This is a genomic window from Tenacibaculum ovolyticum DSM 18103 (assembly GCF_000430545.1).
Classification (GTDB): Bacteria; Bacteroidota; Bacteroidia; order Flavobacteriales; family Flavobacteriaceae; genus Polaribacter; species Polaribacter ovolyticus.
The window spans coordinates 400914-413891 of the sequence record NZ_KE387163.1 but is presented as its reverse complement, the minus strand read 5'-3'; the positions used below and the strand labels follow the sequence as shown (position 1 = coordinate 413891).

Sequence of the window (12978 nt, the reverse complement as noted above, 5' to 3'; positions counted from 1 at the left end):
AGGATATCACTGCAATCCCTAACGCAATAGTAATTAATCCATAAAGTACCAGAACTTAGGCTCTGTACCCAAATCTTCTTTTAATCTAAATACTTTTTTATTTTCCAATACCCAACGAATCGTACTTTCAGGATCTAGTAAATTACCGAAAATACGAGCACCAGTAGGGCAAGCCTCTACACATGCAGGGTTTTTACCTGCTCTAGAACGCTGTACACAGAAAGTACATTTTTCCATTACACCTTTTTTACGCATTCGGTTTCCTAAATAATGTTGATTTTTGTTTACTTCTTCTTCAGGAACTTCAGGTTTACTCCAGTTAAAACGACGACCATCGTAAGGACAGGCAGCCATACAATATCTACAACCTACACACCAATCGTAATCTACTACTACAATACCATCTTCTTCTCGCCAAGTAGCTTGTACAGGGCATACTTCTACACATGGTGGATTATCGCAATGAAAACATTGAGTTCCCATATAAAAATGCCCTTCAGCAGGAACTTCATGATAATAATTATCATCAGCTTCATTAAAATTAAATCCTTTTCCGTCTTTCATTTCATGAATACGGATATATTCCATTTGCGAATTTCTATCTTGATTGTTTTCTTCAACACAAGCACTTACACAGTCCATATATCCTTGACATTTAGATATATTAAAAGCATACCCAAATAATACATCTTCTTCTGCATTTTTAGAAGACATACTAACGTTTTTACCTGTACGTAATTGATAAGAGCGTACAAGTCGATCAACAGTTGCGTTCTTTTCTTTATCATCCATCAATTTATAGTTTCCTTTAAATTGCTCTTCCCAATCTATTTGTGCTTTTTCTTTAGACTCTTCACTCGAAACGACACTAGTACAAGAAGAAACTGCACCTGCACCAATTAATAAGCTAGCGGTTAATTTTTTAAAAGCAGATCTACGATCCATTTTTACATCAAAAACCTGTTCAAATCCGTCTTTATGTCTTTCTTCACCTATAGAAGCATCTACAGCAGCTTCAAAAAACTCTTCATTATTTAATTCTTCCTTAGATGCATGAGAATTACAACCTCCAGAAGTACTATTACAACCACAACCGCCACTAGAAGATTCTTGTTTGGTTGTACTGTTTAAGTTTAACCTAAAATATTTACCAATTCCACTCATATATTATATTTTCTATAAAATCATCAACATCAAATAAATTGATATTAAAGAAATGTTAGGTTACTTTCGTTCTTTAGCTACTTGTGTATTAAACCTTGCAGGCCATTCGGTATCGAAACCTGGTGAATGTGGGTTATGACAATTCACACAAGTTAAAGAAGCTCTTGGAGGAGCCCAACTACCTATTCGTTTACCATGTGCGCCACCTGTCCAATCTTTATATTGTTTTTGATGGCATTGGCTGCATAGTTTATAGCTATTGTTAATATCAATACTATGTCCTGTTATACTTTTAAGATTGTTCATGCTATTTCCATCATGACAAGTTGTACAGTTCATAGTGTTAGCATTGGCATGGTTTAATTTAATATTCCAATGTGCTTTTTTTAAATCTTTACGTTGCATTTGCTGTAAAGGTTTCGAATGACACTCAGTACAGGCATATGATTTTATTTCACCCTTTCGTTCAGGAATAGAAAAGGTTATACCATTTTCTGTTATTTCTATTAACTTTAAATTTCCAGTGTATTTTTCTGAAGAAATAGAAATACCATTATAATGTTTACTCTTAGCTTCAATTTTATCAGTAACACTATGATATTCATCTTCTTTATGCTTACAAGATGTAGCAATAAATAAGAAAGCGATACTTAAAAACCAACCTTGTTTTATGTAATTTGTATTTATCATTGTTCTCGTATAAAAGCTTTTATCTCTGTAAGTTCTTTAGTGTTTGGTACATGACATTGTCTGCAATTAACTCGCTCAGGGTGTGATACCCTTATTTCTTTTGGAGCACTAGGGCCTGCGTGACATGCTAAACAGTTTTCTCGTAATTGTGTTTGATGAGGTATAACAGGTGGACTCGTAATTAAAGCATTATTGTTTCCTACTTTCGGTGCATGTACTTTTGCAAAATTACCTGCTTTAAATAAGGTTTTAGATTTTTGAGTTACATGACATTGCCTACAGTTAACCAATTCAGGATGTGGAGTAACAGGTGTGTATGCTTTATATTTTTCAACAAAACCACCATTTTCATGACATTTTAAACAATCATTTGCTCCTAAGCTTTGATGCTCATTTACAGGATGCGGAATACTAGGTGGTGCTCCATGATATGCTCTATTATCATAATATGTTTCTAATGTTCTTTGATGTTCAAAATCTACAGGCATATTAGTATAATCTAAAGCATGTTCAGAACGTTTAAAAACACCAGCTTCCGTAGGAATTGTAGGAACAGCGTTATTCGTTTTTATAGGAATATAAGCTTCTTCTTGTCCTTGGTAATAACTATAATTCCAAATAACAATAAAAGCAATGAATAGCACTACAAATAGCGATATGATACCTAATCGTTTTCTCATAATTTATGCTTTTTCTACTTTAACTGCACACTTTTTATAATCTGGCTCTTTAGAAATAGGACAAAAAGCATCTAGTGTTACATCGTTAATTAACATGTTTTCATCAAAGAAAGGAGCAAAAACCTGTCCTTTGGTAGGTAAACCTCTTTCGTTAATAGAAGCAGGCATAATACAAGAACCTCTTCGTGATGATACTTTTACTTTTTCACCATTTCTAATACCTAAAGCTTTTGCATCATCTGGATGAAATTCAAGATATGCATTTGGCATTCCTTGGTGTAATACAGGAATTCTACGTGTCATAGAACCTGTATGCCAGTGTTCAATAACACGACCCGTATTTAACCAGAAAGGATATTCTTTATCAGGCATTTCAGGTGCAGGTTCGTAAGGACGTTGCCAAATAACTGCTTTACCATCTGGTTTTCCATAAAAATGAAACTCTTCACCATTTGTACATGCAGGATCGTATTTAGAATTAAAACGCCATTGAGTTGATTTACCGTCTACATATGGCCATATTGCTCCAGATTCCTTTTTAAGAACTTCAAGAGGTGCCATACCGTGTTTTTTTCCTTCATGAAACTGACGATATTCATTATAAATTTCTTCTACATGGTTTTCTTTAGAGTAAGGGAATAAATCTCCGTATCCCATACGTTTAGCAACTTCTATAAACATCCAAGCATCAGGGGTAGTATCTCCAGGTCCTTCTACCATTTGATCCCAGTGTTGTGTTCTTCTTTCTGAATTTCCGTAAAGTCCAGATTTTTCTATATGCCAAGATGCTGGTAATATTACATCAGCAACATCTGAAGTTGGAGTAGGGAAGACGTCAGAAACTACAACAAAACAAGAATCTTTTTCCATTCCTGGACGGAATCTACTTGTTCTTGGTAAAGAGACTAACGGGTTTACAGCCTGTGTCCAAATAAATTTAATATCACCTCTATCAACAGCTCTAAACATTTCAGTAGCATGGTATGTTGGTTTTGATGGAATTTTTTCTACAGGAACTTTCCAAATTTTTGCAGCTTTAGCTCTATGTTTTGGATTCATTACAACTCCTTTCGGTAGTTTATGTGTAAAAGTACCTACCTCACGAGCAGTACCACAAGCAGAAGGTTGACCTGTTAAAGAAAACGGGCTATTACCTGGTTGTGATATTTTACCTGTTAATAAGTGAATGTTATAAATAATGTTATTCATCCAAGTACCTCTTGTATGTTGATTAACACCCATACACCAAAGTGACATTATTTTTTTATTTGGATCACCATAAATAGCTGCCAAATATTTTATGTCTTTAACAGAAACCTTTGTGAGTTTTGATACTTTTTCAGGAGAATAATCTTCTAAAAAGGCTTTATAATCATCAAAATTTATCTTGGTAGGCTTGTCTTTAAATTTATAATTATCTTCTAAACCATACCCCATTTTGGTAAGTCCTTTACTAAAGTTGCAGTGTTTCTCTACAAATGACTTATTAACCCAACCATTATTAATTATTTCGTAACAAATAGCGTTACCAACAGCTAAATCTGTTTGAGGTTCGAATAAAATTGATTTATCTGCTGCCATACTTGAACGTGTTGTTCTAGTAGCAAAATCGATAATTTTAGCACCTCTCGTATTTTTTTGCTCCAACATTCTAGAAAATAATACAGGGTGCATTTCTGCCATATTATTTCCCCAAGTAATGTAATAATCTGCATGATCAAAATCTTCATAACAGCCCATTGGTTCATCAGCTCCAAAAGTTGTTAAAAAGCCTGTAACTGCACTTGCCATACATAAACGAGCGTTACAGTCTAAATTATTTGTACCAATAGCTCCTTTCATAAACTTTGAAGCTACATAGCCTTCTGGAATCGTAGATTGCCCAGAAGTGTACATAGCAACAGAATCTTTACCATGTTTTTCAATGGTTTCTTTCATTTTGTTAGCAACTATATCTAATGCCTCACTAATTGGAGTTTTTACATAAGCACCATTCTTTTTAACTAAAGCATATTCTAACCTATCTTTGGCTTGAATACACATAATTTGGTGGTATCCTTTTACACAAAGTAATCCTTTGTTAACGCTAGAATTAGGATCTCCTTTTACGGCTATTGCTTTTCCATTTTCTACACCAACTAAAATTCCACAACCTACACCGCAAAAACGACAAGGTCCTTTTTTCCAATCTAAATTTCCATTTGAAATTCCTGCCAATTGTTCATTGGCAAAAATAATTCCAGGAAACATAGTTGCTGCAGCTGTCATTGCTGCTGTAGCAGCCATTTTTTTTATAAAACTTCGTCTACTTGTTAAAGAGGCGTTCATATCTTATTTATTTTATTGGTGTATTAAATCCAGAAACCAAGGCAAGTAATTTTAAACTTTTAATGGTTTCTATAGTTTCTTTTAAACTTTTATCTTCTGCATCATCTTGTGTTTCTGTGAGAACAACAAGTACATTTTCATTTTCTGCAGGAATTATTTCACATCCTTTTAAAATTGAAATTGCTTGCTGAAGCTCTTCCTTTTTTCCATCATGAGGGTGTGCTAAATAACTTTTAATAGGCATAAAATAGTTGTTTAATTCTAGTACAAATTAGAGAATTTAAAAACATAATTTACATGATATTTATCATTAAATCAAGGCGTTATGTTTTTTAAGAAATAGCGAAATATATCTATACCCTTTGTTTATAAGGTGTTTAGCTATTATTTGAAAATGAGATAAGTATTCAATTTGTTATGATTATAAATAGGTAACCCAATAGGATGATTTATGTCATAGTTTAGGTTTATCTATAGCATTATTTTTGATGAACTAATATTTATTTATGGAATATAAAATTAAAAGTAAAATTTGGATTGAAGTAGATGGCAATGTTTTTTTGGGAGATGGAAGGGTCAAATTATTAAAATCGATAAACAGTACTAAGTCTTTATCTAAATCGGCTAAAGAGCTTGGTATTTCATATAAAAAAGCTTGGAGCTTGATCGAATCTGTTAATAATAATGCAATTGAACCTGTGGTTATTAAAAGTGTCGGAGGAGTTAGTGGGGGAGGTACAAAATTAACAGCTTATGGAGTTAAAATGATAGCTGTTTTTGAAACGATAAATGTTAATTCATGGAAACATTTAGATAAACAAGTATTAAAATTTTTATAAATTAATAAAAGATAAAAAAGTCTTTTTGTATGATATTAATCATATTTTTAAAGAATCAGCTGCTTTAATTTTGTGTAGAATTTAAAAAGTCAACTGATGAGAACAAAAATTTCAATTTTAACACTATTCATATGTTTTGCATTTTTTTCATGTAAAGAGACAAAAAAAGAAACTATTAATGGCACTAATGCAACTACAGAGAAAGCACATAAAGGGCAATCAGCTGTGGTAGATGAAGATTCTGAACCTAATGCGCTACAAGTAGCAGCTTCTTTAGAAGACTTTAAAACATTAGTTGTTGCTGTTAAAGCTGCTGATTTAGAAAATACTTTAGTAAATGCAGGTCCATTAACTGTTTTTGCACCTGTAAATGGAGCTTTTGATAAACTACCAGAAGGAACTGTAGCAACATTATTAAAGCCTGAAAATAAATCAAAACTATCATTTATCTTAAAAAATCATGTTGCTCCAGCAAATTATACTGTTGCTACTTTAGAGAAAAACGTACGAAAAAACAGAAAACTTTATATGGCATCTGGAGAATATTTAGAAGTTACTAAAAAAGAAGATGGATTATTTGTTGGAGGAACCAAAATTTTAAAATCTGTAAAAGTTAGTAATGGTTGGATACATGTTATTGGAGACGTATTAGTGCCAAGTGATAAATAATAATCTAAAAATCAATATAAAATGAGATTACAAAATGTGTTAATGATAATGTTAATTACATTATTTGTTAGTTGTGGAGGTGGAGAAAAAAAGGATACCTCAAATAATAAAAAACCTGCAAAAAAAGCAGCGGTAAAAAAAACAGAAACTAAAAAAACAACAACTAAAAAAGTTAAAGAAGCAGGAACAATAGATTTAAATAACAAAGGTATTGGGCCTATTAAGTCGGTAGAATTAGCTGAAACAATAGATAAAGCTATGGCAGATAAAGGAGCTAAAGTTTTTAAAAGTAAATGTTCAGCTTGTCATAGAACAAATAGAAAATTTATTGGTCCAAACCCTACAGATATTTTAAAAAGACGTTCACCTGAATGGGTAATGAATATGATTTTAAATCCTGACGAAATGGTTAAGAATGATCCAATAGCAAAAGAGTTATTAATGAAGTTTAATGGTTCACCTATGGCCAATCAAAATCTTTCTAAAGAAGAAGCGAGGCAGGTTCTAGAGTTTTTTAGAACATTATAATAATTAATTATAAAATAAACACTGATGAGAACAAGTTTTAAATTTTTAATATTAATTTTATCAACTTCTTTTTTGTTTGTAAGTTGTGGTAATAAAGGTAATAATAGTAATAAAAGTGCTTTAAATAGTAGTAAAGCAGAAAAGGTATATGTTGCACCAGGTGAACACGATTCGCATTATGCATTTATATCAGGAGGTTATAGTGGTAACTTAACAGTTTACGGTTTACCTTCAGGTAGAATGTTTAAAGAAATTCCTGTTTTTTCTCAATTCCCAACTACAGGTTATGGATATTCTGAAGAAACAAAACCAATGTTAAATACTTCTTTTGGTCAAATACCTTGGGATGATTCTCACCATCCAGATATTTCTCAAACGAATGGAGTTTTAGACGGACGTTGGATATTTATAAATGGTAATAACACACCACGTATTGCAAGGATTAGTCTTACAACTTTTGAGACTGAAGAAATTATAGAAGTACCTAATAGTGCAGGTAACCATAGTTCTTCATTTATTACTGAAAATACAGAGTATGTCGTTGCAGGAACACGTTTTTCTGTTCCAGTACCACAGGTTGATGTGCCTATTAATGAATATAAAGGGAATTTTAAAGGAGCTTTATCTTTTATAAAAGTAGATAAAGAAACAGGTAGAATGGGAATTAAATTCCAAATACTAATGCCAGGTTTTAACTACGATCTTTCTCACCCTGGTAGAGATAAATCTCATGGATGGTTTTTCTTTACTACCTATAATACTGAGGAAGCAAGTACTTTATTAGAAGTAAATGCTTCACAAAATGATAAAGATTTTATTGCAGCTATTAACTGGAAAAAAATTGAAGAATATGTAGATAATGGAGGTGGTACTAAAATGCTAACAAACTATGCACATAATGTATATGATGAGCATACTCATACTGCAACATCTACAATGGTAAAAGAAGTATTAACGGTTAATCCGGCAGATATTCCTGGAGCTATTTATTTTTTACCAACTCCAAAATCACCACATGGTTGTGATGTAGACCCAACAGGTGAGTATATTATTGGTAATGGAAAGTTATCGGCAGATTTAACAATTCACTCTTTTTCTAAAATGTTAGAAGCTATCGAAAATAAAAAATTTGATGGTGAAGCTTATGGAATTCCTATTTTAAATTATGAAGATGTTTTAGCCGGTTCTGTTAAGTCTGGAGGTTTAGGGCCGTTACATACAGAGTTTGATGGTTTAGGTAACGCATATACTACTTTCTTTATTTCTTCTGAAGTTGTAAAATGGAAATTAGGAACATGGGAAGTAATTGATAGAAAACCAACTTATTATTCGGTAGGTCACTTAACAATTCCTGGAGGTAACTCAAGAAAACCTTTTGGTAAGTATATGTTTGCAATGAATAAAATTACAAAAGATCGTTATTTACCAACGGGACCAGAATTAGAACACTCTGCGCAATTATATGATATATCAGGTGAGAAAATGGAGCTATTATTAGATTTCCCAACACATGGTGAGCCCCATTATGCAGCTGCAATACCAGCAGATATTATAAAAAATAATTCTAAAAAATTCTATAGGTTAGATGAAAATAAGCATCCGTATGCTATTACATCACCAGCAGACGCAAAAGTAGTAAGAGAAGGGAAAGACGTACATATTTATATGTCTATGATTCGATCTCACTTTACACCAGATAATATTGAAGGTGTTAAAGTAGGAGATAAAGTATACTTTCATATCACAAACCATGAACAAGATTTTGATGTACCGCATGGATTTGCAATGATTGGAGCTAATAATTCTGAATTATTAATAATGCCAGGGCAAACAAAAACGCTTACATGGTATCCTAAAAAAGTAGGTGTTTGGCCTTTTTATTGTACAGATTTCTGTTCAGCATTACATCAAGAAATGCAAGGGTATATTAGAGTTTCACCAAAAAACTCAGACATAAAATTATCTTGGTCTTTAGATGGTGAATAATAAATTATAATTGATTTTTAGTTGATTTGGCTGCTTGATTTTATAGGTTGATATTTAGTTATCAAGCAGCCTTCTTTAAAAACTAAAGATACTAAATAAAAACCTTCTTAGGTTTAAAAAACACACAGATGAAAAAAGCAGGTATTATTATGATTATCGGCTCTTTACTATTATTGAGTTTATTCAAGTTTCCTTTATGGAACATTATGCTTGGTGCTCCGCAATATCCAGATCCTTTAGGAATGAACATTCATATAGATGGTATTAAAGGAGTTTCTGAATTTGATTTAACAAATATTGATGGTCTTAATCATTATATTGGTATGAAAGTAATACCAAAACCAGCAGATATGTGGGAGTTTTCAGTTTTTCCGAAAGTAATTGGTGGTATGGCAGGACTGGGTGTGTTAATTGGTTTACTTGGTTTTTTTGGTAAAGTTTCCTATAAATGGTTTATTGGTTGGTTTATATTAATGACCGTTTTAGGTGTGCTAGGTATGTATGATTTTAATCAATGGTTAACAGCATACGGAAGTGATTTAGATCCGCATGCTATTATAAAAGTAGTAAACCCAGATGGTAGTCCTATGAGCTATAAGCCACCATTATTAGGATATCAAAAAATGTTAAATTTTGATGTTACTTCTTTACCACACACAGGAGGTTATTTAATGTTTGTTGGTATGATGCTTACCATTATTGCATTTTTTGTCGGAAAAAAAGAAACTAAAAATATATGAGAAAAGGAATCGTATTTTTATTGATGTTGAATCTAATTTTCGCTTGTTCAATAGCGCCATCAAAGATTGAATACGGCAAAGACGCTTGTTCTTTTTGTAAGATGAATATTGTAGAGAAAGCACATGCAGCACAAATAGTTACTAAAAAAGGAAAACCTTATAAGTACGATGCTATTGAATGTATGTTAAATGACTTAGACGATAAAAAAATAGATAAAATAGCATTGTTTTTAGTTACAGATTATTTAAAACCAACATTATTAATTGATGCAAAAGCAGCTACATATTTAATTAGTCCATCAATAAAAAGTCCAATGGGGGCGAATTTATCAGCATTTTCTTCAAAAGAAGAAGCTAAAAAATTTACTAAAGTTGATGCTGATAAAATATTTAACTGGCAAGAAATTAAAACGAGTTGGTTTTCGAAATAGAATATATTTAAAAATTAAATAAATCTGTCTTGAAATTTAATTTTTAGGGCAGGTTTTTAATAATAGGAGTATAAATACTCTTAATAGTTTAAAAAGGATACATGTTTCTGAAGAATAATATTTTATATAACCATTAAAAAAAGATACTAATTTTTGAATATTAAATAACAAAATGCAAAAGAAGATAATTCAACTTTTAGGAATCATAATTTTTACTTTAAATAGTTACTCTCAGACTATTGAGGTGTGTACATCTTGTAAGGTTAAAACTTTAACCGATGCCATCGCTAAAGCAAAACCCCACGATAAAATTATTATACAAAAAGGTACTTATTTAGAAAGTAATGTTTTAATAGATAAGCCTTTGCAAATAATTGGTAAAGGTAAGCCTATTATTAATGGTGAATATAAAGGATATGTGCTTGTTGTAAAATCTGATAGTGTTTCGGTATCTGGATTAAATATTATAAATCCAGGGAAAAGTTATACAAAAGATTATGCAGCAGTTTATATTTCTAAAAGCAATCATTTTACATTTAAGAACAATAGATTGGAAAGTGTATTTTTTGGGTTTTTAATTGAAAAATCTCATAATGGTAAGATTATTAATAACCACGTTTCAAGTCAAGCTGTAGACCAATCAGCATCTGGAAATGGTATTCATTTATGGAACTGTTCGAATATGCTTGTTGAAAACAATGAAGCACATAATTTAAGAGATGGTATTTATCTAGAATTTGTTAAAGAAAGTAAAGTTTTAAATAATAATAGTCATGATAACATGCGCTATGGTTTACACTTCATGTTTTCTAATAAAAACGAATACCATAACAATATTTTTAAAAATAATGGGGCAGGAGTTGCCGTAATGTTTTCTAAGTTTATAAAAATGACAGGAAATACATTTACAAAAAATTGGGGAACAGCTTCATATGGATTGTTATTAAAAGAGATTTATGATGCAGAAATAGAGAATAATACTTTTAAAGAAAATACTATAGGTATAAATGTAGAAGGATCTACAAGAATCAATTACCTTAAAAATAATTTTATAAGTAATGGTTGGTCAATAAAAATTGCGGGAGCATGTTATACTAATATTTTTAAGGATAATAATTTTTTGAATAACTCATTTGATATTTCTTACAATAGTAAAATAAACGATAATAAATTTGATAATAATTACTGGAGTTCATACACAGGGTACGATTTAGATAAAAACGGTGTTGGAGATATACCATACAGACCCGTAAAATTATTTTCTTATATAGTTAATAAAACCCCTGAAACAATTATTTTAATGAGAAGTTTGTTTGTTGATATTATTAACTTCTCAGAAAAAGTATCACCTGTATTTACACCAGATGAATTGGTTGACAGTAACCCATTAATGAAGCCATTTAAATGATTGAAATAAGAAGTTTATATAAAAAATTTGGAAAAGTAGAAGTTCTTAAAGGTTTAGATTTAAGTATTAAATCTGGTGGAATTTTTGCAGTCTTAGGACCAAATGGTTCAGGGAAAACAACTTTAATAAAAAGTGTTTTAGGAATGGTAGTTCCTAATAAAGGAGATATTGTTATTGATGGCAAAAGTGTTTTAAAAAAGCATGAATACAGAAATAACATTAATTATTTACCACAGATAGCTAATTTCCCTAGTAACTTAAGTGTAAATGAATTAATAAAAATGGTCAAAAATTTGCGATCTAAACCAGCAGTAGATCAAGATTTGATTGAGTTGTTTCGTTTACAGCCATTTTTAGATAAAAAATTAGGTAATTTATCAGGAGGAACCAAACAAAAAGTAAATTTAGTACTAACTTTTATGTTTGATAGTGAATTAATCATATTAGACGAACCAACTACGGGGCTAGACCCAATCTCTTTATTAAACTTAAAAAAAATAATTCTAGCTGAAAAGAAAAAGGGTAAAACCATTTTAATAACCTCTCATATTATGAGTTTTGTTGAAGAAATGGCAGATGAGATAGTTTTTTTATTAGATGGTAAAATCTATTTTAAAGGTACATTAACTGCTATTAAAGAGCAAACCAAACAAAATGATCTTGAACATGCTATTGCAGCAATTTTAATTAAAGAAAATGTTTAAAATATTAAAATATAGTTTTTACGATTTAATGCGTAGCAGTTGGAGTTATGTGTATTTTTTATTCTATTTAGCACTCGGTTTTGTGTTATTGTTTTTAAATAACGATGTTTCAAAAGCAGTAATTACTTTAATGAATGTTATTGTAGTGCTTACACCTTTAATCGGAACAATTTTTGGAGTAATGTACTATTATAATTCGCGTGAATTTACTGAGTTATTATTAGCACAACCTTTAAAAAGATCTACAATATTTATGGGGCAATATTTAGGAGTTTCTATATCGCTTTCATTAAGTTTAGTTATAGGTTTAGGTATTCCATTTTTAGCTTATGGTTTACTAGAATCTAATGATATTTTTAACTTTGTATCTCTTATAGCCGTAGGAGCTTTTTTGACTTTTATTTTTGTGGCTTTGGCATTTAATATTGCATTATCAAATGAAAATAAAATTAAAGGCTTCGGATATGCTATTTTATTATGGCTGTTTTTGGCTGTAATCTATGATGGTTTATTTTTAATTTCTTTAGTAATGATGCAAGAATATCCATTAGACAAATTTTCATTAATCGCTACGATGTTTAATCCTGTTGACTTATCTCGAATATTAATACTATTAAAATTAGATATTTCTGCATTACTAGGCTATACAGGCGCAGTATTTCAAAAGTTCTTTGGAACAAATATTGGAATGGTATTATCTACATTAGTTCTTGTATTGTGGACTGTTCTTCCTGCTTGGAGGATTATTTATAAATCTAAAAAGAAAGATTTTTAATTCTCTTAATATTATAAAAAAAACAAAAACGTGTAT

The 12978-nt window shown here is 30.8% G+C and carries 14 protein-coding genes; 9 read left to right on the top strand and 5 right to left on the bottom strand.

Annotation, left to right across the window (positions count from 1 at the left end):
- Window positions 1-33: 33 nt before the first annotated feature.
- Genes H518_RS0111855 through H518_RS0111835 form a run of 5 tightly spaced genes read right to left on the bottom strand, consistent with a single transcriptional unit; the run spans window position 34 to window position 5106 of the window.
- Window positions 34-1164, bottom strand: a complete 1131-nt coding sequence (locus tag H518_RS0111855; RefSeq protein WP_028889253.1) for a 4Fe-4S dicluster domain-containing protein — start codon at window positions 1162-1164, stop codon at window positions 34-36.
- A gap of 60 nt (window positions 1165-1224) precedes the next feature.
- The gene (locus H518_RS0111850) at window positions 1225-1854 is read right to left on the bottom strand and encodes a cytochrome c3 family protein (protein ID WP_043706885.1); all 630 of its coding nucleotides are present in this window, start codon (window positions 1852-1854) and stop codon (window positions 1225-1227) included.
- Complete coding sequence (locus H518_RS0111845) at window positions 1851-2534, bottom strand: multiheme c-type cytochrome (protein ID WP_043706884.1); 684 nt, start codon at window positions 2532-2534, stop codon at window positions 1851-1853. The genes H518_RS0111850 and H518_RS0111845 overlap by 4 nt, the downstream gene beginning before the upstream one ends.
- A 3-nt stretch (window positions 2535-2537) precedes the next feature.
- Window positions 2538-4862 (bottom strand): periplasmic nitrate reductase subunit alpha, encoded by a 2325-nt coding sequence (locus H518_RS0111840; protein WP_028889250.1) that lies wholly within the window; start codon window positions 4860-4862, stop codon window positions 2538-2540.
- A gap of 7 nt (window positions 4863-4869) precedes the next feature.
- A complete protein-coding gene (locus H518_RS0111835; protein WP_028889249.1) occupies window positions 4870-5106 on the bottom strand; it encodes a hypothetical protein in 237 nt (78 codons plus the stop codon).
- A 262-nt stretch (window positions 5107-5368) separates the two neighbouring features.
- On the opposite strand from H518_RS0111835, the gene H518_RS0111830 reads away from it, so the two are divergent.
- The 9 genes from H518_RS0111830 (at window position 5369) to H518_RS0111790 (ending at window position 12942) form a co-directional block, all read left to right on the top strand.
- Window positions 5369-5701 carry a winged helix-turn-helix domain-containing protein gene (locus tag H518_RS0111830; RefSeq protein WP_028889248.1) on the top strand — a complete coding sequence of 111 codons (333 nt, stop codon included), beginning with the start codon at window positions 5369-5371 and terminating at the stop codon, window positions 5699-5701.
- A gap of 96 nt (window positions 5702-5797) precedes the next feature.
- Window positions 5798-6370: a fasciclin domain-containing protein gene (locus tag H518_RS0111825; RefSeq protein ID WP_028889247.1), complete on the top strand. Its 573-nt coding sequence runs from the start codon at window positions 5798-5800 to the stop codon at window positions 6368-6370.
- Between the two features lie 21 nt (window positions 6371-6391).
- Entirely contained in the window at window positions 6392-6898 is a 507-nt protein-coding gene (locus tag H518_RS0111820; protein WP_028889246.1) for a c-type cytochrome, read from the top strand.
- Between the two features lie 24 nt (window positions 6899-6922).
- The gene (nosZ, locus tag H518_RS0111815; protein ID WP_028889245.1) at window positions 6923-8884 is read left to right on the top strand and encodes a Sec-dependent nitrous-oxide reductase; all 1962 of its coding nucleotides are present in this window, start codon (window positions 6923-6925) and stop codon (window positions 8882-8884) included.
- A gap of 128 nt (window positions 8885-9012) precedes the next feature.
- Window positions 9013-9624 (top strand): hypothetical protein, encoded by a 612-nt coding sequence (locus H518_RS0111810; protein ID WP_028889244.1) that lies wholly within the window; start codon window positions 9013-9015, stop codon window positions 9622-9624.
- Window positions 9621-10055, top strand: coding sequence for a nitrous oxide reductase accessory protein NosL (locus tag H518_RS0111805; RefSeq protein WP_028889243.1), 435 nt, complete (start codon window positions 9621-9623; stop codon window positions 10053-10055). Before H518_RS0111810 ends, H518_RS0111805 begins: the two co-directional genes overlap by 4 nt.
- A 172-nt stretch (window positions 10056-10227) precedes the next feature.
- The gene (locus H518_RS0111800) at window positions 10228-11463 is read left to right on the top strand and encodes a nitrous oxide reductase family maturation protein NosD (RefSeq protein WP_028889242.1); all 1236 of its coding nucleotides are present in this window, start codon (window positions 10228-10230) and stop codon (window positions 11461-11463) included.
- Window positions 11460-12167: an ABC transporter ATP-binding protein gene (locus tag H518_RS0111795; RefSeq protein WP_028889241.1), complete on the top strand. Its 708-nt coding sequence runs from the start codon at window positions 11460-11462 to the stop codon at window positions 12165-12167. The genes H518_RS0111800 and H518_RS0111795 overlap by 4 nt, the downstream gene beginning before the upstream one ends.
- Window positions 12160-12942: an ABC transporter permease gene (locus H518_RS0111790; RefSeq protein WP_028889240.1), complete on the top strand. Its 783-nt coding sequence runs from the start codon at window positions 12160-12162 to the stop codon at window positions 12940-12942. The genes H518_RS0111795 and H518_RS0111790 overlap by 8 nt, the downstream gene beginning before the upstream one ends.
- Window positions 12943-12978: the final 36 nt, after the last annotated feature.

Bases quoted from the DNA above. Each gene is read 5' to 3' on its own strand.
- H518_RS0111855 (WP_028889253.1), bottom strand. From the start codon at position 1,164: ATGAGTGGAATTGGTAAATATTTTAGGTTAAACTTAAACAGTACAACC.
- H518_RS0111850 (WP_043706885.1), bottom strand. From the start codon at position 1,854: ATGATAAATACAAATTACATAAAACAAGGTTGGTTTTTAAGTATCGCT.
- H518_RS0111845 (WP_043706884.1), bottom strand. From the start codon at position 2,534: ATGAGAAAACGATTAGGTATCATATCGCTATTTGTAGTGCTATTCATT.
- H518_RS0111840 (WP_028889250.1), bottom strand. From the start codon at position 4,862: ATGAACGCCTCTTTAACAAGTAGACGAAGTTTTATAAAAAAAATGGCT.
- H518_RS0111835 (WP_028889249.1), bottom strand. From the start codon at position 5,106: ATGCCTATTAAAAGTTATTTAGCACACCCTCATGATGGAAAAAAGGAA.
- H518_RS0111830 (WP_028889248.1), top strand. From the start codon at position 5,369: ATGGAATATAAAATTAAAAGTAAAATTTGGATTGAAGTAGATGGCAAT.
- H518_RS0111825 (WP_028889247.1), top strand. From the start codon at position 5,798: ATGAGAACAAAAATTTCAATTTTAACACTATTCATATGTTTTGCATTT.
- H518_RS0111820 (WP_028889246.1), top strand. From the start codon at position 6,392: ATGAGATTACAAAATGTGTTAATGATAATGTTAATTACATTATTTGTT.
- nosZ (WP_028889245.1), top strand. From the start codon at position 6,923: ATGAGAACAAGTTTTAAATTTTTAATATTAATTTTATCAACTTCTTTT.
- H518_RS0111810 (WP_028889244.1), top strand. From the start codon at position 9,013: ATGAAAAAAGCAGGTATTATTATGATTATCGGCTCTTTACTATTATTG.
- H518_RS0111805 (WP_028889243.1), top strand. From the start codon at position 9,621: ATGAGAAAAGGAATCGTATTTTTATTGATGTTGAATCTAATTTTCGCT.
- H518_RS0111800 (WP_028889242.1), top strand. From the start codon at position 10,228: ATGCAAAAGAAGATAATTCAACTTTTAGGAATCATAATTTTTACTTTA.
- H518_RS0111795 (WP_028889241.1), top strand. From the start codon at position 11,460: ATGATTGAAATAAGAAGTTTATATAAAAAATTTGGAAAAGTAGAAGTT.
- H518_RS0111790 (WP_028889240.1), top strand. From the start codon at position 12,160: ATGTTTAAAATATTAAAATATAGTTTTTACGATTTAATGCGTAGCAGT.